Consider the following 23865-nt stretch of genomic DNA (forward strand, 5'->3'; position numbering starts at 1 on the left):
GGCGGCGTTCATTGCCCCGGGGAGAGGCTGCGCTGATGTCGGAACCTTCGATCGGTCGCTGGACGACCCTGCTCACGGCTCCCCTGCTGGCCGCCGCCCTGGCCATTCCCCTGGGGGCCTGCACGGGGCCCGGCGCGAGCCAGGCCTATACCGGCCCCGGCTGGTACCTCGAAAAGTCCTACATCATCGTCGGTGGCGGTCCCAAGGTGTTCGGCGGCCCCTTCACCTACGAGAAGTGCGAGGAAGAACGCATCAAGATGGGGCCGATCACCTCGCCCGAGATGCTCTGCGTGAACCACCCCGGCCCGCCGAAGAAGTACGGCCTGTACTGAGCCCAGGACGCGACCGCTAGCCGATCGCCATCAGGCTGGCGTTGCCGCCGGCAGCGGCGATGTTGACGCTGAGCGACACCTCGTCGAACAGAAGCGCGCGCGAATAGGGCGCGACATGAACCGGGACGATACGGCCCGGCCGATCGGCCATGCGACGGGTGAGATCGAGAAAGTCCTCTTCTTCGCCCGAGAACAGGACGGCCGCAATGTCGCCGGCTTCGCTCGCGGCGACGCGACTGCCGGTCGACCGCACCAGCTCCTGCTGCACGGCCAATTCCGCCGGATCCGCCGCGATACAGAGGACCGCACCCTTGGGGCGACGCGCATAGACGTTGCGTTCGCCCACCGGGCCGGCGAGTTCGCCCTCCGCCGCCTCGGCGGCCGGCCCGCTCGCCAGCAGGCGGTGGACGTAGAGCGGCCCGCCCGCCTTCGGGCCGGTGCCCGACAGGCCATGCCCGCCGAACGGCTGCACGCCGACGACGGCGCCGATCATGTTGCGGTTGACGTACTGGTTGCCGGCGGCGCTGGCGGCCGTGGCCCGCTCGATCGTCTCGTCGATGCGGCTGTGCACGCCGAACGTGAGGCCGAAGCCTGTCGCGTTCACCGCGCGGATCACCTCCTCCATCTCTTCCCGGGGATAGCGCAGAACGTGGAGCACCGGGCCGAAAACCTCTCCCGGCAAATCCGCTATCGAGCTGATTTCGATCAGGGTCGGCGGCACGAAGGTCCCCCACCTCACGTCGTCGGGAAGCGGCACCTGGTGGACGCGATGGCCGGCCGCACGCATGCGGTCGATATGGTCGAGCAGCCGCTTCTGGGCCTCCGCCGAGATGACGGGGCCGACATCGACCGAGAGCCGGTCCGGATTGCCGATCCCCAGCTCCGCCATCGCACCCTGCAGCATCGGCACAACCTTGTCGGCGATCTCGTCCTGCAAGCAGAGGACGCGCAGCGCCGAGCAGCGCTGGCCGGCCGAGTCGAACGCCGAGGCGAGCACGTCGATCACCAGTTGCTCGGGCAGCGCCGAGGAATCTGCCATCAGCGCGTTCTGACCGCCGGTCTCGGCAATCAGCGGTTCGGGCCTGCCCCCGGCACCGAGACGCCGCGCCAGGGTGCGGTTGATCGATTGCGCCGCCTCGGTCGAGCCGGTGAAGACCACGCCCGCCACCGTCTCGTTGGCGACAAGTCGTTTCCCAATCTCGCCATCGCCCGGCGTGAGCTGCAGCGCCGTGGCTGGTACGCCGGCTTCGTGCAGGATCGCCACGGCAAGGGCCGCGATCAGGGGCGTCTCTTCGGCCGGCTTGGCAATGACGGCATTGCCTGCGGCCAACGCGCCTGCGACCTGTCCGGTGAAGATCGAGAGCGGAAAGTTCCACGGGCTGATGCAGGCGACGACACCGAGCGGCCGATGCGTTGCGTTGCTGAACCCCTCGATGCAGTTCGCGTAATAGCGCAGGAAATCGACCGCCTCGCGCACCTCGCCCACCGCGTTGCCCAGCGTCTTGCCGGCCTCGCGCACGATCGGCCCCAACAGCCTTTCCATCCGAGCTTCCATCAGGTCGGCCGCCCGACGCAGGGTCGAGGCGCGATCAGCGGGTGAAGCCGACCACGGCTCGGCCTCGGCGCAGGCTTCGTCGACCAGATCAGGCGTCGCTTCGACGACGGTGCCGACGAGATCGCCCCTGTCCGCGGGACTGTGCACCTCGCGTGGGGTGCCATCGCGCGGACCGTCGGCCAGGATCGGAGTCGCCCGCAGCATCGTCGAGGCGCCGGCAACCAGCTCACGCGCCAGCGCGGCGAGCACGCCTTCGTTGACCAGATCGAGGCCTCGCGAATTGGCACGCGTCGGCCCGAACAGGTCGCGCGGCAAGAGTATGAGCGGGTGCGGCGCACCGACCGGCGAGAGACTGAGGGCGCGTTCGACCGGATCGGCCAGCAGGCTGTCGATGGCCAGGTCGGGATCGGCGACCTGGTTTACGAAAGAGGTGTTCGCGCCGTTCTCGAGCAGGCGACGCACGAGATACGCCAGCAAAGTCTCATGCGTGCCGACGGGCGCATAGATGCGGCAGGGCCTGTTGAGCTTCTCCCGCCCAACCACTTCCTCGTAGAGCGGCTCACCCATGCCGTGCAGGCACTGGAACTCATACTGGCCGGCATAGAAGTTCTCGCCCGCCATGGCGTGGATCGACGCCAGGGTCAGCGCATTGTGCGTGGCGAATTGCGGGAAGGCCGCTTCCGGCGCAGCCAGCAGCTTGCGGGCGCAGGCGAGATAGGAAACGTCGGTGTGGATCTTGCGCGTGAAGACCGGGAAGTCCTCCAGCCCGTCGACCTGCGCGCGCTTGATCTCGCTGTCCCAGTAGGCCCCTTTCACCAGCCGGATCATCAGCCGGTGGCGGCTGCGACGGCCGAGATCAATCAGATGGTCGATCACGAAGGCGGCGCGCTTCTTGTAGGCCTGCACCACGAAGCCGATGCCGTTCCAGCCTTCGAGCGCGGGCTCGAAGCAGAGCCGCTCCAGCAGGTCGAGCGAGATTTCGAGCCGGTCGGCCTCCTCCGCATCGATGTTCACGCCGATATCGTAGGTGCGCGCCAGCACGGCGAGGTCGCGCAGGCGCGGATAGAGTTCGGCGTGGACACGCTCGACCTGCGAACGGCTGTAGCGCGGATGCAGCGCCGACAGCTTGAGCGAGATGCCCGCGCCCTCGTAGATGCCGCGCCCGGCCGAGGCGCGGCCGATGGCGTGGATCGCCCGCTCGTAGGCCTGGCGGTAATGCTCGGCCTGGGCGGCGGTGATCGCCGCCTCGCCCAGCATGTCGTAGGAATAGCGGAAGCCCTCTTCCTCGAAGCGGCGGCCGTTGGCCAATGCCTCCTCGATCGTCTGGCCGGCCACGAACTGTTCGCCCATCATGCGCATCGCGATGTTCACGCCGCCCCGGATCAAGGGTTCGCCGCCCCGCGCGATCAGCCGCGTGAGCGCGGCCGAGAGGCCAGTCTCGCTGCTGGTCGCCGTCAGCCGGCCGGTCAGCATCAGGCCCCAGGTGGCGGCGTTCACGAACAGCGACGGGCTCTGCCCAAGATGGGCGCGCCAGTCGCCGCTGCCGATCTTGTCGCGGATCAGCGCGTCGCGGGTCTCGTCGTCGGGAATGCGCAGCAGCGCCTCGGCGAGACACATCAGCGCCACGCCCTCCTGGCTGGACAGTGCATATTCGTGGATCAGCCCCTCGACGCCGCCCGACGGCACCTTGGCGCGCAGGGCTTCGACCAGCCGCCGCGCCAGCGCGCGTGCCCTGGCCGTCGCTGCGGGCGTCAGGGTTGCAAGATCGAGCAGCGGCGGCACGCACTCCGGCTCCGGCCGGCGATAGGCCGCCGTGATGGCGGCGCGCAGCGGCGTCTGCAGTCGCAGCGAGCGGACGAAGGCGTCGAACGGCGCGGTCATTTCCTCTCCAGCCTACTTGTAGGACGAAACCTCGATCAGGTTGCCGTCGGGATCGCGGCAATAGACCGAGAGGATCGTGCCCATCGCGCCACTCTTTTCGGTCGGTCCCAGCTCGATTGCCACGTCGCAGCTCCGGAAATGGTCGGCCACCGCTTGCGGCGTCGACCGCGTCAGGAAACACAGATCGTCGCTGCCCGGCGCCACACTCTTGCCCGTGAACCATTGCTTTTGTGTGGCTGTCTCAGGCCGCAGGTTGATCTTCTGGCGGCCGAAATGCATCGAGGTGACCGTCCGGCCGGGCGACGGTTCGGTGAGCTTGCGCGTCATGCCCAGCACGCGCTCGTACCAGGCGGCCGCGACCTCTACGTCGCGCACGTTGATGACGATATGATCCAGAGCTTCGACGACGACAGACATTGGACGACCTCAAGCGTAAAAGCCCAGAGTGAACCCGCCCCGTCTTTCCGTCCATCCACCCGCCCCATGACAAGGGGATCGATGGAGCCGCTTCCCGTCGACGAGGCGCTGCCGCGTCTCACGGCCGCGCTGGTGGCCGGCAATGCCGCCGTGCTGGTGGCGCCGCCCGGCGCCGGCAAGACGACGCGCGTTCCGCTGGCGCTGCTCGATGCGCCGTGGCTCGGCGGCCGCAGGATCGTCATGCAGGAGCCGCGACGGCTGGCCGCGCGCGCCGCCGCCCGGCGGATGGCGGCGACCCTGGGCGAAGCGGTCGGCGAGACCGTGGGCTATCGCGTCCGCTTCGATACCAGGGTAGGCCCGCGCACCCGCATCGAGGTCGTCACCGACGGCCTGTTCCTGCGTCTGCTGCAGGAGGATCCGTCGCTCGATGCGGTGGGCTGCGTGATCTTCGACGAGCTGCATGAACGCGGGCTCGAGACCGATCTTTCATTCGCGCTGGTGCGCGAGGCGCAGAGCGCCCTGCGCGAGGATCTGCGCGTGGTGGCCATGTCGGCGACGCTCGATCCCGGCCCGGTCTCGGCGCGGCTGGGCGGCGCGCCCGTCATCGAGAGCGCGGGCCGCATGTTCCCGGTCGACACGCGCTATCTCGATCGCGAGTCCGCCGGCCGCATCGAGGACGCCGTCGCGACCGCCGTGCGCCGCGCGCTGGCCGAGGAAACCGGCAGCGCGCTCGTGTTCCTGCCGGGCGTCGGCGAGATCCGCCGGGTCGAGGAGCGGCTGCAGGGCATCAGCGCCGATGTCGACGTGGCGCCGCTCTACGGCGACCTGTCGCCCGCCGACCAGGACCGCGCCATCGCGCCCTCGCTGCCGGGCCGGCGCAAGGTTGTGCTGGCGACGTCGATTGCCGAGACCAGCCTCACGATCGAGGGCGTGCGCATCGTGATCGACAGCGGCCAGATGCGCGTGCCGAAATTCTCGCCCCGCTCGGGCATGACGCGGCTCGAGACCGTGCGTGTCAGCCAGGCTTCGGCCGACCAGCGCCGCGGTCGCGCCGGTCGTCTCGAACCCGGCATCTGCTATCGCCTGTGGCCGGAGCAGGCGCAGCGCGGGCTGCTGCCCTTCACGCCGCCCGAGATTCTCGATGCCGACCTGGCGCCGCTCGCGCTGGAGCTGGCCGCCTGGGGCACCAGCGATGCCGCGAGCCTGCCGTGGCTGACGCCGCCGCCTGCCGCCTCGCTCGCCACCGCGCGGGCGCTGCTGGCCGATCTCGGTGCGATCGACACGGGCGGCGCCATCACGCAACACGGCCGCGCCATGGTGCGTCTCGGCCAGCATCCGCGCATCGCCCATCTCGTTCTCAAGGGCCGCGAGCTGCGACAAGGCAAGGTCGCCGCGCTGCTGGCCGCGATCCTGGGCGAACGCGATTTCCTGCGCCTGCCGCCCGGCCAGCGCGACGCCGATCTCAGGCACCGGGTCGACATCGCGCTGAGCGGACGACGCGACGGTACCTTGCGCCTGATCCAGGAGTCGGCACGTCGATTGATGCCGCGTAACGGCGGCGAAGAACGACCCGATATCGCGATGACGGGGCCGCTGCTGGCGCTGGCCTATCCCGACCGGATCGGCCGCCGCCGCCCCGGCACGGCCGGGCGCTATCTCCTGTCGGGCGGCCGGGGTGCCGCGCTGCCCGAAGGCGATCCGATGGCCAACGAGGAGTTCCTCGTCGTCGCCGATCTCGACGGCTCGGCGCAGGAATCGCGAATCTTCCTCGCCGCGCCGATCACGGCCGCTGAGATCGAAGATCTCTACGCCGACCGCATCGTCGACGAGCAGCTCGTGCAGTGGAGCGCGCGCGACGGCGCGGTGCTGGTGCGGCGCCGTCGCCGGCTGGGCGCGCTCGCGCTGGAGGACAAGCCGCTCGGCCACCCCGATCCCGACAAGGTGCAGGCCGCGATGCTCGACGGCGTGCGCCAACTCGGACTCGGCGCCCTGCCCTGGAGCGACGATCTCGTGCGCTGGCGCGAGCGCATCGGCTTCCTGCGCCGCCATGCCGGCGAGGACTGGCCCGACCTGTCGGACGCCGCCCTGCTGGCATCACTGGCGGATTGGCTCGGCCCCTCTCTTGATGGCGTGTCGCGCAAGGATCATCTCGCCCGCATCGATCTCGCCACGGCGCTCAAGACGCTGGTGCCGTGGGAGAAGCAACGCGAGGTCGAGCGGCTGGTGCCGACGCACATCGAAGTGCCGAGCGGGTCGCGCGTAGCGATCGACTATGCCAACCCGGACGAGCCGACGCTGTCGGTCCGCCTGCAGGAGATGTTCGGGCTCACGGAAACGCCGCGCATTGCCGGCGGCAAGGTGCCGCTCACCATCCACCTGCTCTCGCCGGCACGCCGGCCGGTCCAGGTGACGCGCGATCTCGCGAGCTTCTGGGCCAACGGCTACAAGGCCGTGAAATCCGAACTCAAGGGCCGCTACCCGCGCCATTACTGGCCGGACGATCCGCTGGTCGCCGAGCCAACGGCCCGCCCGCGTCCCCGCCCCCGTTAGCAAATGGCCTGAGCGCTACCGGGTCTCGATCAGCCGCGACAGCAGCCGCCGCATCACCGGCATCAGGAACAGCATGGTCGGAAAGGCGACCATCCAGGACGCCATCCACGATTCCATCCAGCGGGCGGTCATGCCCGTCTCGAATCCCATCGCCCGGATCGTGGCGATGCCGGAGACGATGAAGGTCATGACGAAGGTCAGGGCCAACGGCATGGCGAGGTGCATGGTTCGGGCGGGGAGTTTCTTCACGGCGGGCCGGACAATATGGTACGGGCTTGGATCTCGTCCATCCCCGTTGCGGAAGCCCAGCCCCCCATGTCCCTCGCCCTCCCGTTCCAGACCGCCAAGCAGCTCGCCGCTGCGGTCCGGAAGAAGAAGATCGGCTGCCTCGAACTGCTCGACCTCTACCTGAAGAGGGTCGAGGCCTATAATCCCGAGCTGAACGCCATCATCGCCACCGACATCGAAGGCGCCCGCAAGCGCGCCAAGGCGGCGGACCGCGCGGTCAGGGCCGGCAAGAAGCTGGGACCGCTGCACGGCGTGCCGATGACGATCAAGGAATCCTTCGACGTCGCGGGCTTGCCCACGACCTGGGGCGATCCCGCCTTCAAGGACACGGTCGCGGCGCAGAACTCGCTGGTCGCCCAGCGCATGACCGATGCCGGCGTCACCCTGTTCGGCAAGACAAACGTGCCGCTGAACCTCGCCGACTGGCAGAGCTACAACGAGGTCTACGGCTCGACCAACAACCCGTGGGATCTCGGCCGCACGCCGGGCGGCTCCTCGGGCGGGTCGGGGGCGGCGCTGGCCGCCGGTCTCACCGGCATCGAGGCCGGCAGCGACATCGGCGCCTCGATCCGCAATCCCGCCCACTATTGTGGCGTCTGGGGCCACAAGCCGAGCTGGGGCGTCGTCTCGCCGAAGGGCCATGCCCTCGCGGGCGCGGTCGCCTACGGCGATATCGGCGTGGTCGGTCCGCTGGCGCGCGGCGCGGAGGATCTCGAGATCGCGCTCAGCGCGATGGCCGGTCCCGATGCGATCGACGGCCGCGGCTGGACGCTCACCCTGCCCCGCTCGAAGAAGACCCAGCTGCGCGACTTCAAGGTCGCGGTGCTGCTGACCGACCCGAATGCCGAAGTTGACGACTCTGTGCAGGAGCAGATCTCGAAGCTCGCCTCGTTCCTCGCCAAGAACAAGGTCAAGGTGAGCGACAAGGCACGGCCCGAGATCGACACGACGGAACTGAACGACGTCTATATCCGGCTGCTGCGCGCGGCGACGTCGGGCCGCATGAGCGACGCGGTCTACGAACAGGCCGTCAAGGACGCGGCCAGCCTGCCGGCCGACGACATGAGCTACTTCGCGCAGATGCAGCGGGGCAACTCGCTATCGCATCGTGCCTGGCTCGGGCTGAACGAGAAGCGCCACAGGATGCGGCACGCCTGGGATTCGTTCTTCCAGGACTACGACCTGATGCTGTGCCCGGTCGCCGTGACCGCGGCCTTCCCGCACGATCAGGCAGGGCTGCGCCACAAGCGCACGATCGTCGTGAACAACAAGAAGGTGCCGGTCGTCGACCAGATCTTCTGGGCGGGCTACTCGGGCGTCACCTGGCTGCCCTCGACCGCCGCCCCGATCGGGCAGAGCAAGGAAGGCCTGCCGATCGGCGTGCAGATCATCGGCCGCCAGTATGGCGACTACGAGTGCATCCAGTTCGCCAAGCTGCTGGAGAAGGAATATCGCGGCTTCGTGCCGCCGCCGGCCTACAGCTGATCGCAGGAGACAGAATGTCCAAGGATATCGACCTCAAGCAGCACATTCGCTCGATCCCCGACTTCCCCAAGCCGGGCATCCTCTTCTACGACATCTCGACCCTGCTGGCGCATCCCAAGGCCTGGCACACCGCGATCGAGCGGCTCGCCGACCTGATCCGGCCGCACAAGCCCGACGCACTCGCCGGAATCGAATCGCGCGGCTTCCTGCTGGCCGCGCCGCTTGCCCTCGCGCTCGGCACCGGCTTCGTGATGATGCGCAAGCAGGGCAAGCTGCCGGGCACGACAGTACGCCACACCTATGCGCTGGAGTACGGCACCGACACGATCGAGATCCAGCAGGACGCCGTGCACAAGGGCTCCCGGGTCGTCCTCGTCGACGATCTGCTGGCGACCGGCGGCACGATGGGCGCCGCCGTGAACCTGCTGGAAACCATCGGCGCCGTGGTGCCCGCGACCGCGGTCCTCATCGAGCTCACCTTCCTCGAAGGCCGCAAGAGACTGACGCCGCCGGTCGAAACGCTGCTGCAGTACGACAGCTAGAGGCCGAGCCGACGGACCTCATTCTGAGGAGCCGCGCAGAGCGCGGCGTCTCGAAGGATGGGCAACAGACATGGTGCTCGTTCCCCACCCTTCGAGACGCGGTCCTTCGGACCGGTCCTCAGGGTGAGGCATTGTTGTCCGACATGCTTTCCGCCTCGTCGGCAAACCGGCTACGATGCCGGCCGGAGGAAATGCATGTTTTCAGTTTCCGGGTGCTTCTCTGAAACCTATGCCGAGGCGCGCGCCAAGTTCTGCGGTGCCGCCGCCCAGGCCGGAGGAGCCCTGCGTTCGTGGCTGAATCCGAAGGCGCGCGGTCCGAATGGCGAGACGCTCTATCTCGACACGGCGCGCTTCGGGCCGGCGGATGCCGCGAACATGCTGGTGCTGATCGCCGGCACGCACGGCGTCGAGGGCCATTGCGGATCGGGCGCCGAGATCGCCTGGATGCGCTCGGGCGGGCCGGCGAAGCTGCCGCCCGGCACGGGGGCGCTGCTGATCCATGCGCTCAATCCCTATGGCTTCGCGTGGACGCGCCGCGTCACCGAGGACAATGTCGATCTCAACCGCAACTTCGTCGATCACGACAAGGGCTATCCAGCGAACGACGGCTATCTCGCCATTGCGGACGCCGTTCTGCCGACCGACTGGGATGAGGCAAGCAAGGCCGAGACCGATCGCGTGTTCGCGGCCTATGCCCAGAAGCACGGCGCCTTCGGCCTGCAGAGCGCGATCAGCGGCGGCCAGTATACCCACCCCGACGGCATTTTCTTCGGCGGCACTTCGCCCAGCTGGAGCAACCGGACGATCCGCGCCATCGCCCGCGAGGAGCTGTCGCGGGCCAAGAGAGTCGGGATCATCGATTTCCATACCGGCCTCGGCCCGTTCGGCCATGGCGAACTGATCTGCGCGGTGTCGCCCGCCGCCAGGTCATTCGCCCGCGCCAAGGCCTGGTACGGCGACGAGATGACCTCGCCGGAAGGCGGCACTTCCACTTCGGCAGTGGTCGTCGGCGTCATGACCGACGCCTTCCCGCAGGAGCTGCCCGATGCCGAGGTGACGCCGGTCGCGCTCGAATACGGCACCTATCCGGTGCCGGAAGTGCTGAACGCGGTGCGCGCCGACAACTGGCTGCATCATCGCGGCGACCCCGGCTCGGCGCGGGGGCGCGCCCTGAAGGCGGACATGAAGGAGCGTTTCTTCCCGGCCGGCGACAAGTGGCGGGAAATGGTCTGGGCCCGCGCCGACCAGACGATCGGCTGGGCGCTGAAGGGGATGACCAGGGGATGAGCCTCGCCGTGCCGAGCGAGGATACCGCCCGGCTGCGGCTGCAGAAGGTGCTGCAGCAGACTCCGCTGTTCGCCGACCTCGCCCCCGAAGCCCTGGCCGCCGTCGAGCACCAGCTGACCTTGCTGGTGCTGCCCGGCGGTGCGCCGCTGTTCCGCCAGGGCGAGCCGGCCGACGCCGTCTATGTCGTGACGAGCGGCTCTCTCGGGGTGTTTCGCCATCACGAGGCCGGCGACGCCCGCGAGCCCGTGCTGATCGCGGAGATCCCGCCGGGCAATCTCGTCGGCGAGATGTCGCTCCTGTCGCAGGGCAAGCGCACGCGCAGCGTGGCGGCGCTGCGCGACAGCGAGGTCTGGCGTCTGCCCCAGACCAGCTTCCACACCCTCACCTCGAACCATCCGGAGGTCTTGCCGGCGCTGATGCGCAGCGTCGTGGCGCGCAATGCGCAGGACGCCAGGGGCGGGCGCCGCCAGCCGCGTACCTTCGCGCTGCTGCCCAGCGGCCCCGACGTTCCCTCGGCGCGTTTCGCGGTGATGCTGGCCAATGCGCTCGGCCGCATCGGCACCCAGGTGCAGATGCTGGGGTCGGAATCGCTCGACCAGGAGCCCGAATGGTTCGCGCGCTGCGAGATGGAATCGTCGTTCGTGCTCTACCGCGCCGATCCGACCCTGACGCCGTGGACCGAGCTTTGCCTGCGCCAGGCCGATTGCCTGGTCGTGATGCGCAATGCCGACAACGACGCTCCGACCAAGGTCCCTTTTGAAATCGAGACGGCGCAGAGCGGCGCGGTGTTCCACCGGCGCCGCGAGCTGGTGCTGCTGCATGAGGGTCACGAACCGAAGGCGGGCTCCACCGCTCCGCTGCTGGCGGGCGGCCTCTACGGCAACCACCATCATGTTCGCCTCGACATTCCTGCCGACATCGACCGGCTGGCGCGCATCCTCACCGGTCATGCCGTGGGCGTCGTCATGGCGGGCGGCGGCGCGCGCGCCTTCACCCATATCGGCGTGGTCAAGGCGTTGCGCGAGTGCGGCGTGCCGATCGACCTGGTGGGCGGCACCAGCATGGGCGCCATCGTCGCGGCCGGCGTCGCCTCCCGCTGGAACGACGAGGAACTCGACACGCGTTTCCGCCGCGCCTTCGTCGACAACAATCCGCTCAGCGATTACACGGTGCCGCTGATCTCGCTGTTCGCCGGGCGCAGGGTCACGCGCCTGCTGCGCATGGCCTTTGGCGAGAAGGACATCGAGGATCTGATCCTCCCCTACTACTGCATCACCGCGAACCTCACGACCTCCAAGGCAGACATCCATACGGTCGGGCGGCTGTGGCGGTGGCTGCGTGCCTCGGTGTCGATCCCCGGCGTGATACCGCCCTTCAACGAGGCGGGCGAAGTCCATGTCGATGGCGGCGTCATCGACAATTTCCCCGTGCGCGCCATGCAGCGGCTGGGTCGCGGCGTGACCATCGGCGTCGACATCGATACCGGCGGCGCGCTGGCCGCCGGCGAGGGTGTCATGGAACCCTGGTCGGCCTGGCAGTTCTTCAGGCGCCTCGTCTGGAAGCGCAACGAGACGCTGCCGATCCCCTCGATCGTGCGCATCCTGCTGCGCTCGGCGCTGGTCGCCAGCACGTCGCGCGCGGCCGAGGATCGCGCCGCCGCGGAGCTGCTGATCGTGCCGCCGATGACCCATATCGACCTGCTCGACTGGACCAGTTTCGACGCCGCGATCGAGCTCGGCTACCGCACGACGATGGAAGGTCTCGAGAAGGCCCGCACCCTGCCGGTCGGCGTGCGTCTCTTCGTGTCGTGAAGGACGCTTCCGATCGGACACGGGAAGGAAACAACATGACGGACGAGTCGACGGCCCGGCATCTCGCGACCCTGCGGGAGCTCAATCACCACTACGTGCGTTCGGTCGGGGAAGCCGACGTCGAGTGGTTCGACCGGCATCTGTCGGACGATTTCCACAACACCAACCCCGACGGCACGCTGATCGAGCGTGCCGCGTTCCTGGCGCAGATCGGCCGCGGCTCGGCGGTGAAGCACCTTCGCGAGCACGACGTGAAGATCCGCCTGCTGGGCGGCTTCGCCATCATCCACGCGCGGACCAGCTATACGAAGGCCGACGGCAGCACCGGCGCCGGCTGGTACACCGACGACTGGCAGCTTGGGCCGGAGGGCTGGCGCTGCGTTTCGGCCCACGTCAGCCGCTCGTGAGCGCGTCCCGGCCATGACGACGGATACGGCCGCCGCGGATACATCTCCCGCCGCCTGGCGCGTCGTCTTCGCCTGCTTCGTATCGGCCGTGTTCGCCTGGGGGTTCGGCTTCTATGCGCACGGGATCTATCTCGTCGAACTGCAGCGGGCGCACGGCTGGTCGACCGGCTTCATCTCGTCCGTCGTCACCATGCACTACGTGCTGGGCGCCTTGCTGCTGCCCCGCATCGCCGAGGCGATCGGCCGCTTCGGGCCGCGCACCGTGTTCCTGGCCGGCCTCTCCATCACGACCGTCTCCCTGATGCTGCTGCCCTCGGTCACCGAACCGTGGCAGCTGGTCGTGCTCTACATCGTCATGGCGCCGGGCTGGAACGCCACCAGCGTGGCGCCGATCGCCGCCACGGTCGGCCAATGGTTCGACCGCAAGCGCGGCCTCGCGCTCAATCTCGCGCTGAGCGGCGCCACCCTCGCGGGCCTCGTCGTCACGCCGGTCCTGCTCGCGGCCATCCCCGCGCTGGGCTTCGCGACGGCCGAACGGCTGCTGGTGGCCGTCGGCATCGTCCTGGCCGCCGGCGCCGTCGCCCTGTTCGTGCGCCGGGGACCGCTGTCGCCCAGGCCGGCGACGGTGCGGCTCAATCGGCTGGCGCCCCTGCGGGAGTGGCATTTCTGGAGCATCGCTGCGCCCTTCGCCCTCGTGCTGACGTCCCAGGTCGGCTTCCTCACACATCTCGTGCCGCTGGTTATCTCTCGTTCGGCTGTGAGCGGAGCGGCGATTGATCCTGCCCTGGCCGTCGGCATCAACGCCGTGACGGCGCTCGTCGGCCGCATCATGCTGGGGTTGGTGATCGACCGCCTCGAGCCGCGCCGCGCCTCGGCGATCTGCTTTCTCGTGCAGGCCGGCGCCATCGCCGTGCTGGAATTCGTCGAGACGCCGCTCGCCGTTTACAGCGCCTGCGCCGCCTATGGGCTCGCCGTGGGCAACATCATCACCCTGTCGCCGATGATCGTGCAGCGTGAATTCACAGCCGATCGGTTCCCCGCGATCGTCGCCCTTTCCACGGCGGTCATGCAGACCCTCTACGCCTTCGGACCCGGCCTGCTGGGCGTCCTGCGCGACGCCTCAGGTGGGTACACCGTGCCACTGGCGGTCTGCATGGGCCTCAACCTCACGGCGTCAGCGCTGATCCTGATGCGAGCGCGGCGACCAGCCTAAGCCAGGAACTTCAGCCCGTTCACCACCTTGTCGACCGCCTTGCGCGGCCCGTGCACGCCGATGCCGACGAAGTCCAGCGCATCGACCGGCGCCGCGGCCACGGCCGCGCGATTGTCGGCGTCGTTGGTCGTGGTGAACATCGGCTCGATATAGATGGCGGGCACCAGCTCGCGCGACAGCGCCCGCTGGTGCGTCCGCCGAAGCTCCTCCAGCGTGGCGCCGTAGACGAACACCGGCTCGCGGATCAGGGCGGTGTAGGCCCGCCCACCGCCATCGCGATAGGGCTCGCCCATCAGATGGGCGTGGGTGCCGGCGAGGCCGCCCGCCAGGAAGGCCGCGACATTGGCGACCTGCCAGGCGGCCAGTTCCTTGCGCAGCACGAGGGCTGTCTTGGTTTCGTAGATCATGCCGCCGATATGGGGCATGCTGTTCCCACCGTCTTGAACATTCGTGCATGACCGTCGACCAGATCCGTCTCGACCGACCGGCGTCCGGCCTGCAGCGCCTCGAAGGGCGGTTCGGCGGCCATGCCTACGACCTGCACCGGCACGAGACCTACGGAGTCGGGCTCACCCTCTACGGCGTGCAGCAGTTCCACTATCGCGGCAGCCTGCGGGCGAGCCGGGCGCGGCAGGTGCTGGTCCTGCATCCCGACGAGGCGCATGACGGCCATGCCGGCGAAGGCCGCGCCTTCGCCTATCGCATGCTCTATCTCGATCCAGCCGCGATCACCCAGGCGCTCGATGGTGCGAGCCTGCCCCATGTCACGGAGGCGGTCGGGCACGATCCCGAGACGGCGAGGCTCATCGAGGAAGCCTTTGTCGATTTCCCGCAGCCGCTCGAGCCACTGGCGATCGACGCCACGATCGGCCGTCTCGCCGATCTCCTGGCGCGGCGCGGGGATGGCGGACCTCGCCGGCGGCGGGGCAGCGTCGCCTTTCGGGCGGTGCGACTGGCCCGCAGCTTCCTGATGGCCGAGTCTCACCGTGTCGTGGGCTCCGACGAGCTGGAACGTGTGAGCGGGCTCGACCGCTTCACCCTTGCCCGTCATTTCCGCTCGGCGTTCGGCACTTCGCCCCATCGCTACCAGGTCGGCCGGCGCCTGATGCGCGCGCAGGCCCTGATCGTGGAGGGCCATGCCCTGTCGGAGGCCGCCGCCGCCGCGGGCTTCGCCGACCAGAGCCATCTCACGCGACACTTCTCGGCCCGCTTCGGGATCACGCCGGGCCGCTGGGCCGCTCTGTCGCGACGCGACTAAAGCCGATACCGGCCGTCGGCGTCGAGCGAATCGGCCGATCGCCAGCCGCGGCGCAGCCCCGCCAGCACGCCCGTCAGCCTCCGGCGGAGGGGCGCTATCTGACAGGCGCGCGGCAGGACGAGATCGCGCGGGATGGCGAGCAGATCATGGTGCGACTGGAAAAACGGCGTCAGCAGGTGACTGGCGGTCCCGTAGAAACGGTTGGGAGGACCTCGTCTCTGCGCGAACAGGTCCATCGCCTGTGCAAGATCGCCGGCCTCGGCGAGGCTGCGCCCCAGCGCATGAGCGTCGAGCAGGCCGAGATTGGCCCCTTGGCCCAGCTGCGGGCTGGTGCCGTGCGCGGCATCGCCGATGAACAGGACCGGGCCCTCGGCCCAGCGCGGCAAGCTCACGTGGCGGTAAGTCGCGCGCGAGAAATCGCCGGCAGCGACTGCGCGCTCGACGATCGGGGCCGCATCCGGCCAGAGCGACAAGGCGTCGCGCCGCATCGCCTCGAGATCGAGCGGCCGGTCGGCCTCGAGTTCGGCCGTGGGCAGGCTCCAGAACAGGGTGACCCTGTGGGGCGCGACCGGGAGAATCCCCATCATATTACTCGTGCCAGCGAAGCGCTGGCGCAGGAGGCGTACGGCACCGAAGGCCTGGGTATCGGGCACGGTCGTCCACATGCAGCCCCAAGGATAAAGGGGTGCCCGAGACCGGGGAAACACGCGTTGCCTCAGCGCCGAATGTGAACCGTCCGCCACCACCAGCAGGTCGAAGGGGCCGTGCCGGCCCGCCTTGCGGTCGAGGGCAACCGCCCGGGCGCCCTCGCGCTCGACGTCCACGATTTCAACGCCTGTGACCAGCCGGACCCCCGAGACCAGCACACGGCGGTGCAGAAGGTCGAACAGGGCCGAACGGCGGATTCCCAGGCCGAACGTCGCCGGGTGCAGGTCGCCATAGGCGAGATCGATTACCCGTATCCCCCACTGATTCTCCCCCACCAGCCCGTCGATCCGAGCCCCGGCGGCGAGGGCGTCCTGCTCGATGCCGAGGGCGCGCAGGACCGAAAGGCCCGTGGGCTGCAGCAGCAGGCCGGCCCCCACCGCGTGCGGCTGCTCAAAGCGCTCCAGCAAGGTGACGACATGTCCGGCATCGGCGAGAAAGCGGGCCGCTGCCTGCCCTGCGATGCCGCAGCCGACAATACCGATCTCAAGAGACCTCAACGCCATCCACCCTCGTAGGTCGCCCCACTATCCATACAACGAAAAAGGGTGACCCGCAGGCCACCCTTTGATCGAGCGTCCGTCGTCGAAGATCAGAGGCCGCCGTTCACGACCAGGCACTGGCCGCTGACATAGTCGCTGTCGGGGCTGCAGAACAGGTAGACCGAACCCGCTGCCTCCTCGGGCAGGCCGCCGCGGCCCAGGGGGATCATCTGGTTCAGCGCGGCGAGACGGCCGCCCTGGACGCCGATCTTGACGGTGCGGCCCTGGACCTCGATCTCGCCGGACTCGCCCTGGGCCAGCGGCTTGGTGAGGCGGGTCTGGATGTAGCCGAAGGCCACGGCGTTCACCGTGACGTCGTAGCGGCCGAACTCCTTGGCCAGCGTCTTGGTCAGGCCGACGATGCCCGCCTTGCCCGCCGAGTAGTTGGACTGGCCGGCATTGCCGTTGACGCCCGAGGTCGAGGAAATGTTCACGACCTTGCGCACGATGCGCTTGCCCTCGGCGCGCTCCTTCTCGACGGCATCCTTGAAGTGCAGCTGGAAGGCCCGGAGGATGCGGAACGGCGCGGTCAGGTGGACGTCGAGGATGGCGTACCACTGCTCGTCGGTCATCTTCTGGATGACCGAGTCCCAGGTGTAGCCGGCATTATTCACCACGACATGGCAGCCGCCGAAGGCGTCGACCGCGGTCTTGACGATGCGATCGCCGAAATCCGGCTTGGCGACGTCGCCGTTGCACATGACGGCCTTGCCGCCCATCTTCTTGATCTCGGCCACCGTCTCCTCGGCCGGCGCGTCGTCGATGTCGTTGATGACCACGCTGGCGCCGTCGCGCACCAGGCGCAGCGCGATCTCCTTGCCGATGCCGCGTCCCGAACCGGTGACGATCGCCACCCTGCCGTCCATCTGACCCATGTCTGTCTCCTCAAAGTACGCCTCACCCTGAGGAGCCGCGCGCAGCGCGGCGTCTCGAAGGGTGGGAACCAGTCGCAATGTTGCCCACCCTTCGAGACGCGCCTGTGGCGCTCCTCAGGGTGAGGTGGATGGTGATCAGTTCAGTGCGACCGTGGCGGTCCCCTGAAGAGTGTCCTGGCCGTTCTGGTTGGTGCACTTGACCTCGAGATCGACCAGCGTCTCGCCGTCCTTCTCGCGCTTGCCCGTGACCTTGCCCGAGACGGTGATGACGTCGCCCACCCAGGTGATCGAGGTGAAGCGCGTGCCGAGGCCGCGGACCTGCTTCTGCGGGACCCACGAGGTGACGAGACGGCCGAGGAAGGCCATCGACAGCATGCCGTGGGCGAACACATCCTTGAAACCGAACTTCTTGGCGAAGTCGATGTCGACGTGGATCGGATTGTGGTCGCCGGAGCCGCCGCAGTAGAGGGCGAGCTGGTGGCGGCTGATCGGCGGCAGCACCAGCGGCTTCAGTTCGTCGCCGACCTTCACGTCGGCAAATTTCGGAGCGGTCGCAGTTGCCATGAGTGCCTCCCTTACTTCTTCGCCGCGTCGGGGTTGCGGACGACGGTGACGCCGCGGCCCTTGGCCAGCAGCTTGCCCGCCTGGTCCTTCATCTCCATCTCCTGGACGACGAACCAGAGCGCGCCGCCCTTCTTGTCGTAGATGTCGACGACCTTCTCCTGGCAGGTGACGACGTCACCGACCACGACCGGTGCGTGGTATTCGAAGTGCTGCTCGCCGTGGAGGATCAGGCCGATATCGACGTTGAGCAGGCGCAGAAGCCCGCCCTTGTTGGGATCGTCGGCCTGCAGGGCGCGCAGGAAGGTGAGCGGCGCGGTGATGCCGCGATAGCCCGCCGCCTTGGCCGCCCCCTCGTCGGAATAGATCGGGTCTTCCTCGCCGATGGCCTTGCAGAACAGCTTGATCTTGCCGGCTTCGACGGTGGCGGTAAACGGCGTGAACTCGTGGCCGATGAGCTTCTTGTCGAGCTCCATGAACGTCTCCTCCTGATCGGATGCAAAGAAAAGCCCTCTCCCCGACTGCCTCGAGTCAGAGAGAGGGCTTCGCGATTCGCGACTACTCGTAGCGGCCGACGATGGCGACGCTCGAGATGTTCTCGCGCGGCGCGCCGCCGAGATTGTGCGTCATGCCGATGCGCGGGTTGGCGAGCTGGCGGGGGCCGGCCTTGCCCTGGAGCTGCAGGTACATCTCGTAGAGCATGCGCAGGCCCGAAGCGCCGATCGGGTGGCCGAAGCACTTGAGGCCGCCGTCGATCTGGCAGGGGATCTTGCCGTCGGCGTCGTAGAAGCCGTCGAGCACGTCCTTCCAGCCCTTGCCGGTCTCGGAGATGTGCAGGTCTTCCATGGTCACCAGTTCGGTAACCGAGAAGCAGTCATGGACCTCGAACATCGACACTTCGTCGCGCGGGTTCTTGATGCCGGCTTCCTCGTAGGCCTTCTTGGAAGCGATGCGCGTCGTGTGGAAGTAGCTGCCGTCCCACGAATTGTGGCCCGACTCCGAGCCGTTCGAGACCGAGAGCTGCAGCGCCTTGACGCTGACGATGTCCTTCTTGCCGAGCGCCTTGGCGATCTCGGGCGTCGTCACGATGGCCGCGGCCGCGCCGTCCGACACGCCGCAGCAGTCGAACAGGCCGAGCGGCGAGGCGATCATCGGCGCGTTGAGGATGGTGTCCATCTCGACGGCCTTCTGCAGATGGGCCTTCGGATTCTTGGCGCCGTTCTGGTGGCTCTTCCACGAGACGTGGCCGATCGCCCTCTTGAGGTCCTCACCCGAGACGCCGTGCGCGGTCATGTAGGCGGTGGCGAGCTGGGCGAAGTTGCCCGGCGCCGTGCCGTTGGCGTTCCACAGGACCTGCAGCGGGCCGCCGCGGCCGCCGGGAAGGCCGCCGTAGCCGGTGTCCTTGAGCTTCTCGACGCCCAGCGCCAGCGCGAAGTCGGCGGCACCGGAAGCAACCGCGTAGCAGGCGCCGCGGAAGGCCTCGGTGCCCGACGCGCACATGTTCTCGACATGCGTCACGGGAATGTTGGGCAGGCGCAGTGTCGTCGACAGCGGGATACCGGACTTGCCGACATGGACCTCGTCGATGGCGGTCGAGAACCATGCCGCCTGGAGCTGGTTCTGATCGATACCGGCGTCCTTCAGACACTCCTTGTAGGCCTCGAGCATCAGCTCCTCGGCGCCGCTGTCCCAGCGTTCACCGAATTTCGAGCAGCCCATGCCGAGAATAGCGACCTTGTCCTTGATACCACGAGCCATTGCAGGTCTCCTTGGTGGTGAGGTTGAACTCTTGAACTCTTCGAAATCTTACTCCTCTCCCCCGCTAGGGGGAGAGGTTGGGTGAGGGGGTTACACGAACCTTCAAAGCCCCCTCACCTAGCCTCTCCCCCTAGCGGGGGAGAGGAACATGAAAGTCAGACCGGTGCGGCCTTCCAGAAGTAACGCTTGAAGCCGCCGCGCATCTGGTCGTTGTCGCGCATGCGGAAGGTCATGCGCATCTTGGCGCCGACCTTCACCTGATCCTTGTCGCTGTCCGTGAAGTCGGCCATGAACCGCCCGCCCTCGGGGAAGGTGATCATGCCGTAATACGCCGGCGGATCCGGCGAATAGGTGAGCGAGTCGGCGGTGAACGACATCACCGAGCATTCCAGTCCGGCCATCGCGTAGGGATCCTGGCTGTCGATGGCGTGGCAGTTCGGATTGACGCAGACCTGGCTGCGCGGGAACTGCACGGTGCCGCAGACCTTGCACTTGCCGCCGACCAGCCCGTAGATCATGTCGCGCTTGCGCCACAGGACCGACAGCGCGGTCTTCTTGTCGAACTCCGCCCGCATGCCCTTGTCGATCGGCAGCATCTCGTTGAAGGCGAGGAACTTCATATAGTTCTTCTCTTCCTTCCGGCGCGCCATCCAGCCCGACAGGCCCTTGCGCGCGGGAAGCTTGTCCTTCTCGGCCGTGACCTCGAACACCAGGATGTCGACGCCCTGGCCGAAGGCGACGACCATGATCCTGTCGCCCGCCTTGGCGGCTTCCAGCGCGTCGACCAGCATGACCAGCGCATGGGCCGCACCCGTATCGCCGAGCGTCGCGCCCAGCAGGTCGCGCACCGCGCCCTCGCCGATGCCCACCATCTTGGCCATCTGCTTCGGCACCGCCGGCATCGGGCTCGGCATGATGAAGTGCGTGATGTCCGTGCCCTTCAGCTTGCAGGCGGCAAGGGCCGCCTTGATCGCCGGCGGCACGATCTTCGAGTAGCCCTCGTCGCGGATCCAGCGCTCTTCCCAGCCATAGTCGAAGTCCGACTCGTCGCCGCGGAAGTGGTCGACGAAGTCCATCGACACGGAGTGATGGCCAACCAGCTTGGCGATCACGTTCTCGGTGCCGCACAGCAGGGCCGCGGCGCCGTCGCCGTAGTTCAGCTCGCCGGACGAGGCCACGCGGGCCATGCGCTTGTCGGCGGCGGCGACCAGCGTCGGCGCGCCTTCCCGGGAGGCATTGAGGCCGGCGATGAGGGCCGAAGTGCCGGCCTTCAGCGAGCCGCCGATGTCGGTGGCCGACAGGTTCTGCTCGACGTTCAGCGCCGTGCCGATCACGCCGGCATTCTGGCGATCCTTGAACGGATGCGTGGTCGAGGCGAAGTAGATGTTGCGGACATCCTCGGCCTTGTGGCTGGTCAGGCAGTCGCGCGACGCCTCGACCGCCATGGTGATCGAGTCCTCGTCCCAGTTGGCCATCGACCGCTCGCCCTTCGCGAGGCCGCGCAGGCCCGGGGCAAACCACTTGTTGGCGTCGTAGACGGCCTGACGGTTGAGACGCAGGCGCGGCACATAGGCGCCAAAGGCCACGATTCCGACCATCGTTCTTCTTCCTCCACCTGGTCCGACCGCAGTCGGTTCATGAACGAGCGTTTATTGCGTCGCTCTTAGCGCGGCGGCCCGTTTCGGGCGAGCCGCTTTTCTTCCGCGCGCCGCATTCAGCGAAATTATCTTCCAGTCTGCGGAACACCACCGCCTGCCGGCATCTCACGGATCAGATTACGGTACCCGGCGCCCTCGGGGATGTGCAGGAACTTCTTGCCGTCCTTGACCTCGACCCAGGGCAGGACCGTGACGATCTTGCGCGCACTCGCTGCGGAGATCGCACCGGCGACCGTCTTGCCCTCGGCCAGCAGCTCGAGGTTCTTCGTCGTGGCGTGGACCAGCGTCCGCTTGCCGGCCTTCGCTTCCTCGATCGCTTCCTGAGGTCCGATCCAGACCGAGTCCGTCGACTCCGACCCATCGTGCAGGGCGATCTGGTCCTCCGGCGCCTCGGCCAGGAAGAACCAGGTGTCGAAGCGCTTCGGCACGAAGGTCGGCGTGATCCAGTGCGCATAGGGCGTCATCAGTTCGGTCGCGATCTCCAGGTCCTCGGCCTCGACCATGTCGACGATGCTCGCCTGGTCCTTGGCAAGCTTGACGCGCCAGCGCTCCTCGATCCCCTTGAGGTCGGCCGCCCCGATCAGCGCCCGCTGACCGCGCTTGCGGGCGAGAAGGACTCCGCATTCCTCGAAGGCCTCGCGCACGCCGGCGACACGGAACTTGAGTTCGGCATCGTCGATCTTGTCGGCACCGCCGCAACGCGCCCGCAACGACGCGGCGCCATCGGCCTCCTCCAGCTTGCCGCCGGGAAACACGAGCGCGCCCGAAAAGGAATCGATCTGATGATGGCGCACCACCATGAACACCTCCAGCGGCGATGCGGCGTCGCCCAGCTGCGACGGACGCAGCAGGAGCACGGTGGTGGCGGGTCGCGGCGCGGCGCCTTCGGTCTTCGGTTGGGTCATCTCTTCCTGCATTCGTGTGACACTTGAGTGTCCCATACAACCAGCGACAGTGCCATTGGGCGGGTGTATCCTGACATTGTCCATTCCGCTCTGAAGGAGCATGCCATGACAATGTCCACCAACAGTCCGCTTCCCCCCAATCTGGCGGAGGGCCTCAAGGTTCTCCGCGCCAAGTGGGGGTGGATCGTGGCGCTGGGCGTCGTGTTCCTGATCGCCGGCTTCATCGCGCTGGGCAGCGCCGTCGCCGCGACCGCCTCGGCCGTCATGATCGTCGGCATCATGATGATCATGGGCGGCGCCGCGGAAATCGTCGCAGCCTTCAGCGTCAAGGGCTGGGGCAAGTTCATCCTCTGGATGCTGCTCGGCGCGCTCTATGTCGGCGCCGGCATCATCGCCATCGGCAACCCCTTCGCGGCGGCCACCATCCTCACGCTGATGCTGGGCGCGGCGCTGGTGGCCGGCGGCGTGCTGCGCATCTTCCTGGCGTTCAGCATGAAGTCGGCCGGCAAGCCGTGGGGCTGGGTCGTCGTGTCCGGCCTCGTCACCCTGCTGCTGGGCGCCATGATCATCGCCCAGTGGCCGGCCTCCAGCTTCTTCGTGCTGGGCATCTTCCTCGGCATCGACCTGATCTTCATCGGGTCGGGCTGGGTGACGATGGGGCTGGCTCTGAAGAACCGCCCGGTGGCCTAGAGCAGGATGACGTTAGTCCAATAAAAAGCTCCGTCGTCTCTCCACTCCGCGCCTGCGGCGCTCCGGTCGAGACGACGGAATCTCTTGGGTCGATACTACTTCCGGGTCGGATCCTCGGCGACCTGCACCAGCAGCTTGCCGAAGTTCCGGCCCTTCAGGAGGCCGATGAAGGCCTCGGGCGCGTTCTCGATGCCCTTCACGACATCCTCGCGGTACTTGATCTTGCCGGCCTTCACCGCGGCCGGCACTTCCTTCCAGAAATCGGCCATCTGGCCGAAGTGATCGGAGACGATGAAGCCGGTCACCGTGGCACGCTTGATCAGCAGCAGGCGCCAGTCGGGGCCGGGGTTCATCTGCATCTCGTTGTACTGCGAGATCAGGCCACAGAGCGGCACCCGCGCGAAGTCGTTGAGCTGCGGCACGACGGCCGCCTGCACCGCCCCGCCGACATTCTCGAAATAGATATCGATGCCCTTGGGCGCCGCGGCCCGCAGCTCCTTGAACAGATTGCCGCCGGCCGCGCGATAGTCGACGCAGGCATCGAAGCCCAGCTCGTTCACGACATAGTCGCACTTCTCCTTGCCACCGGCGATCCCGACCGCGCGGCAGCCCTTGAGCTTGGCGAGCTGTCCGACCACCGAGCCGACGGCGCCGGACGCCGCCGACACGACGACGGTCTCGCCCGCCTTGGGCTTGCCGATCTCCATCAGCCCCCACCAGGCTGTCATGCCGGGCATGCCCAGCACCGACAGCGCGGTCGAGAGCGGCGCGGCGTCGGGATCGAGCTTCATCGACATGTCGCCGGTCGAGACGGCGTAGCTCTGCCAGCCGGCATACTCGACGACATAGTCGCCTTCCTTGAAGCGCGGGTTCTTCGACTTCACCACCTGGCCCACCGTGCCGCCGACCATCGCGTCGCCGAGATTGACGTTCGACGCGTAGCCCTTGGCCTCCGCCATGCGGCCGCGCATGTAGGGATCGAGCGACAGCCAGATCGTGCGCGACAGATACTCGCCGTCCTTCGGCTCGGGGATCGCCTGGTCGACAATGTCGAAATTGTCGGGCGTCGGTTCGCCCTGCGGACGCGACTTCAGCAGCACGCGACGATTGGTGGCCATGGAATCCTCCGTTGATTTGCGGCACGG

Annotated in this window: 22 protein-coding genes; 10 read left to right on the plus strand and 12 right to left on the minus strand. The window is 67.9% G+C overall.

The features are described 5' to 3' along the window. Window positions 1-35: 35 nt before the first annotated feature. The gene (locus Q7V45_RS01705) at window positions 36-332 is read left to right on the plus strand and encodes a hypothetical protein (RefSeq protein WP_304845915.1); all 297 of its coding nucleotides are present in this window, start codon (window positions 36-38) and stop codon (window positions 330-332) included. A gap of 16 nt (window positions 333-348) precedes the next feature. Here the strand turns inward: Q7V45_RS01705 and putA are convergent, their stop codons facing one another. Both putA and Q7V45_RS01715 read right to left on the minus strand, forming a co-directional pair. After that, window positions 349-3768, minus strand: a complete 3420-nt coding sequence (gene putA / locus Q7V45_RS01710; protein WP_304845920.1) for a bifunctional proline dehydrogenase/L-glutamate gamma-semialdehyde dehydrogenase PutA — start codon at window positions 3766-3768, stop codon at window positions 349-351. Between the two features lie 12 nt (window positions 3769-3780). Next, a complete protein-coding gene (locus Q7V45_RS01715; protein WP_304845923.1) occupies window positions 3781-4185 on the minus strand; it encodes a VOC family protein in 405 nt (134 codons plus the stop codon). A gap of 81 nt (window positions 4186-4266) precedes the next feature. On the opposite strand from Q7V45_RS01715, the gene hrpB reads away from it, so the two are divergent. Continuing rightward, window positions 4267-6735 carry an ATP-dependent helicase HrpB gene (hrpB, locus tag Q7V45_RS01720; protein WP_304845926.1) on the plus strand — a complete coding sequence of 823 codons (2469 nt, stop codon included), beginning with the start codon at window positions 4267-4269 and terminating at the stop codon, window positions 6733-6735. 15 nt (window positions 6736-6750) lie between these two features. Here the strand turns inward: hrpB and Q7V45_RS01725 are convergent, their stop codons facing one another. After that, window positions 6751-6948, minus strand: a complete 198-nt coding sequence (locus tag Q7V45_RS01725; RefSeq protein ID WP_304845929.1) for a DUF2798 domain-containing protein — start codon at window positions 6946-6948, stop codon at window positions 6751-6753. A 102-nt stretch (window positions 6949-7050) separates the two neighbouring features. On the opposite strand from Q7V45_RS01725, the gene Q7V45_RS01730 reads away from it, so the two are divergent. The 6 genes from Q7V45_RS01730 to Q7V45_RS01755 all read left to right on the plus strand — a co-directional run bounded on the left by Q7V45_RS01730 (window position 7051) and on the right by Q7V45_RS01755 (window position 13768). Next, window positions 7051-8508, plus strand: coding sequence for an amidase (locus Q7V45_RS01730; RefSeq protein ID WP_304845932.1), 1458 nt, complete (start codon window positions 7051-7053; stop codon window positions 8506-8508). Between the two features lie 14 nt (window positions 8509-8522). Further along, window positions 8523-9050 carry an adenine phosphoribosyltransferase gene (locus Q7V45_RS01735; RefSeq protein ID WP_304845935.1) on the plus strand — a complete coding sequence of 176 codons (528 nt, stop codon included), beginning with the start codon at window positions 8523-8525 and terminating at the stop codon, window positions 9048-9050. A gap of 195 nt (window positions 9051-9245) precedes the next feature. Then, window positions 9246-10337: a M14 family metallopeptidase gene (locus Q7V45_RS01740; RefSeq protein ID WP_304845938.1), complete on the plus strand. Its 1092-nt coding sequence runs from the start codon at window positions 9246-9248 to the stop codon at window positions 10335-10337. Continuing rightward, the gene (locus Q7V45_RS01745; RefSeq protein WP_304845941.1) at window positions 10334-12148 is read left to right on the plus strand and encodes a patatin-like phospholipase family protein; all 1815 of its coding nucleotides are present in this window, start codon (window positions 10334-10336) and stop codon (window positions 12146-12148) included. Before Q7V45_RS01740 ends, Q7V45_RS01745 begins: the two co-directional genes overlap by 4 nt. A gap of 35 nt (window positions 12149-12183) precedes the next feature. After that, window positions 12184-12555, plus strand: a complete 372-nt coding sequence (locus Q7V45_RS01750; RefSeq protein WP_304845944.1) for a nuclear transport factor 2 family protein — start codon at window positions 12184-12186, stop codon at window positions 12553-12555. 13 nt (window positions 12556-12568) lie between these two features. Beyond that, window positions 12569-13768 (plus strand): MFS transporter, encoded by a 1200-nt coding sequence (locus Q7V45_RS01755; RefSeq protein ID WP_304845947.1) that lies wholly within the window; start codon window positions 12569-12571, stop codon window positions 13766-13768. Here the strand turns inward: Q7V45_RS01755 and Q7V45_RS01760 are convergent. After that, window positions 13765-14193, minus strand: a complete 429-nt coding sequence (locus Q7V45_RS01760) for a DUF2000 domain-containing protein (protein ID WP_304845950.1) — start codon at window positions 14191-14193, stop codon at window positions 13765-13767. The two genes, Q7V45_RS01755 and Q7V45_RS01760, sit on opposite strands and share 4 nt — an antisense overlap. 29 nt (window positions 14194-14222) lie before the next feature. Here Q7V45_RS01760 and Q7V45_RS01765 point away from each other — a divergent pair, with 29 nt between their 5' ends. Continuing rightward, window positions 14223-15026 (plus strand): AraC family transcriptional regulator, encoded by an 804-nt coding sequence (locus Q7V45_RS01765; protein WP_304845958.1) that lies wholly within the window; start codon window positions 14223-14225, stop codon window positions 15024-15026. Here the strand turns inward: Q7V45_RS01765 and Q7V45_RS01770 are convergent. The 7 genes from Q7V45_RS01770 to Q7V45_RS01800 all read right to left on the minus strand — a co-directional run bounded on the left by Q7V45_RS01770 (window position 15023) and on the right by Q7V45_RS01800 (window position 22030). After that, the gene (locus tag Q7V45_RS01770; protein ID WP_304845961.1) at window positions 15023-16237 is read right to left on the minus strand and encodes an NAD(P)/FAD-dependent oxidoreductase; all 1215 of its coding nucleotides are present in this window, start codon (window positions 16235-16237) and stop codon (window positions 15023-15025) included. The two genes, Q7V45_RS01765 and Q7V45_RS01770, sit on opposite strands and share 4 nt — an antisense overlap. Window positions 16238-16323: 86 nt before the next feature. After that, window positions 16324-17148 carry an SDR family NAD(P)-dependent oxidoreductase gene (locus Q7V45_RS01775; RefSeq protein ID WP_304845964.1) on the minus strand — a complete coding sequence of 275 codons (825 nt, stop codon included), beginning with the start codon at window positions 17146-17148 and terminating at the stop codon, window positions 16324-16326. Between the two features lie 135 nt (window positions 17149-17283). Next, a complete protein-coding gene (locus tag Q7V45_RS01780) occupies window positions 17284-17712 on the minus strand; it encodes a MaoC family dehydratase (protein ID WP_304845968.1) in 429 nt (142 codons plus the stop codon). A gap of 11 nt (window positions 17713-17723) precedes the next feature. Continuing rightward, on the minus strand, window positions 17724-18185 hold the full coding sequence (locus Q7V45_RS01785) for a MaoC family dehydratase N-terminal domain-containing protein (RefSeq protein ID WP_304845971.1): 462 nt from the start codon (window positions 18183-18185) through the stop codon (window positions 17724-17726). A gap of 82 nt (window positions 18186-18267) precedes the next feature. Beyond that, a complete protein-coding gene (locus tag Q7V45_RS01790) occupies window positions 18268-19467 on the minus strand; it encodes an acetyl-CoA acetyltransferase (protein ID WP_304845975.1) in 1200 nt (399 codons plus the stop codon). A 155-nt stretch (window positions 19468-19622) separates the two neighbouring features. Further along, window positions 19623-21065, minus strand: coding sequence for a hydroxymethylglutaryl-CoA synthase family protein (locus Q7V45_RS01795; protein ID WP_304845978.1), 1443 nt, complete (start codon window positions 21063-21065; stop codon window positions 19623-19625). Between the two features lie 125 nt (window positions 21066-21190). After that, window positions 21191-22030 (minus strand): NUDIX hydrolase, encoded by an 840-nt coding sequence (locus Q7V45_RS01800; protein WP_304845982.1) that lies wholly within the window; start codon window positions 22028-22030, stop codon window positions 21191-21193. A gap of 105 nt (window positions 22031-22135) precedes the next feature. Here Q7V45_RS01800 and Q7V45_RS01805 point away from each other — a divergent pair, with 105 nt between their 5' ends. Beyond that, entirely contained in the window at window positions 22136-22720 is a 585-nt protein-coding gene (locus Q7V45_RS01805) for an HdeD family acid-resistance protein (protein ID WP_304845985.1), read from the plus strand. A gap of 95 nt (window positions 22721-22815) precedes the next feature. On the opposite strand, the gene Q7V45_RS01810 is transcribed toward Q7V45_RS01805, so the two are convergent. Beyond that, the gene (locus Q7V45_RS01810) at window positions 22816-23838 is read right to left on the minus strand and encodes an NADP-dependent oxidoreductase (RefSeq protein ID WP_304845988.1); all 1023 of its coding nucleotides are present in this window, start codon (window positions 23836-23838) and stop codon (window positions 22816-22818) included. Between the last annotated feature and the right edge of the window lie 27 nt (window positions 23839-23865).

It is taken from the genome of Reyranella sp. (assembly GCF_030651995.1).
Lineage (GTDB): Bacteria > Pseudomonadota > Alphaproteobacteria > Reyranellales > Reyranellaceae > Reyranella.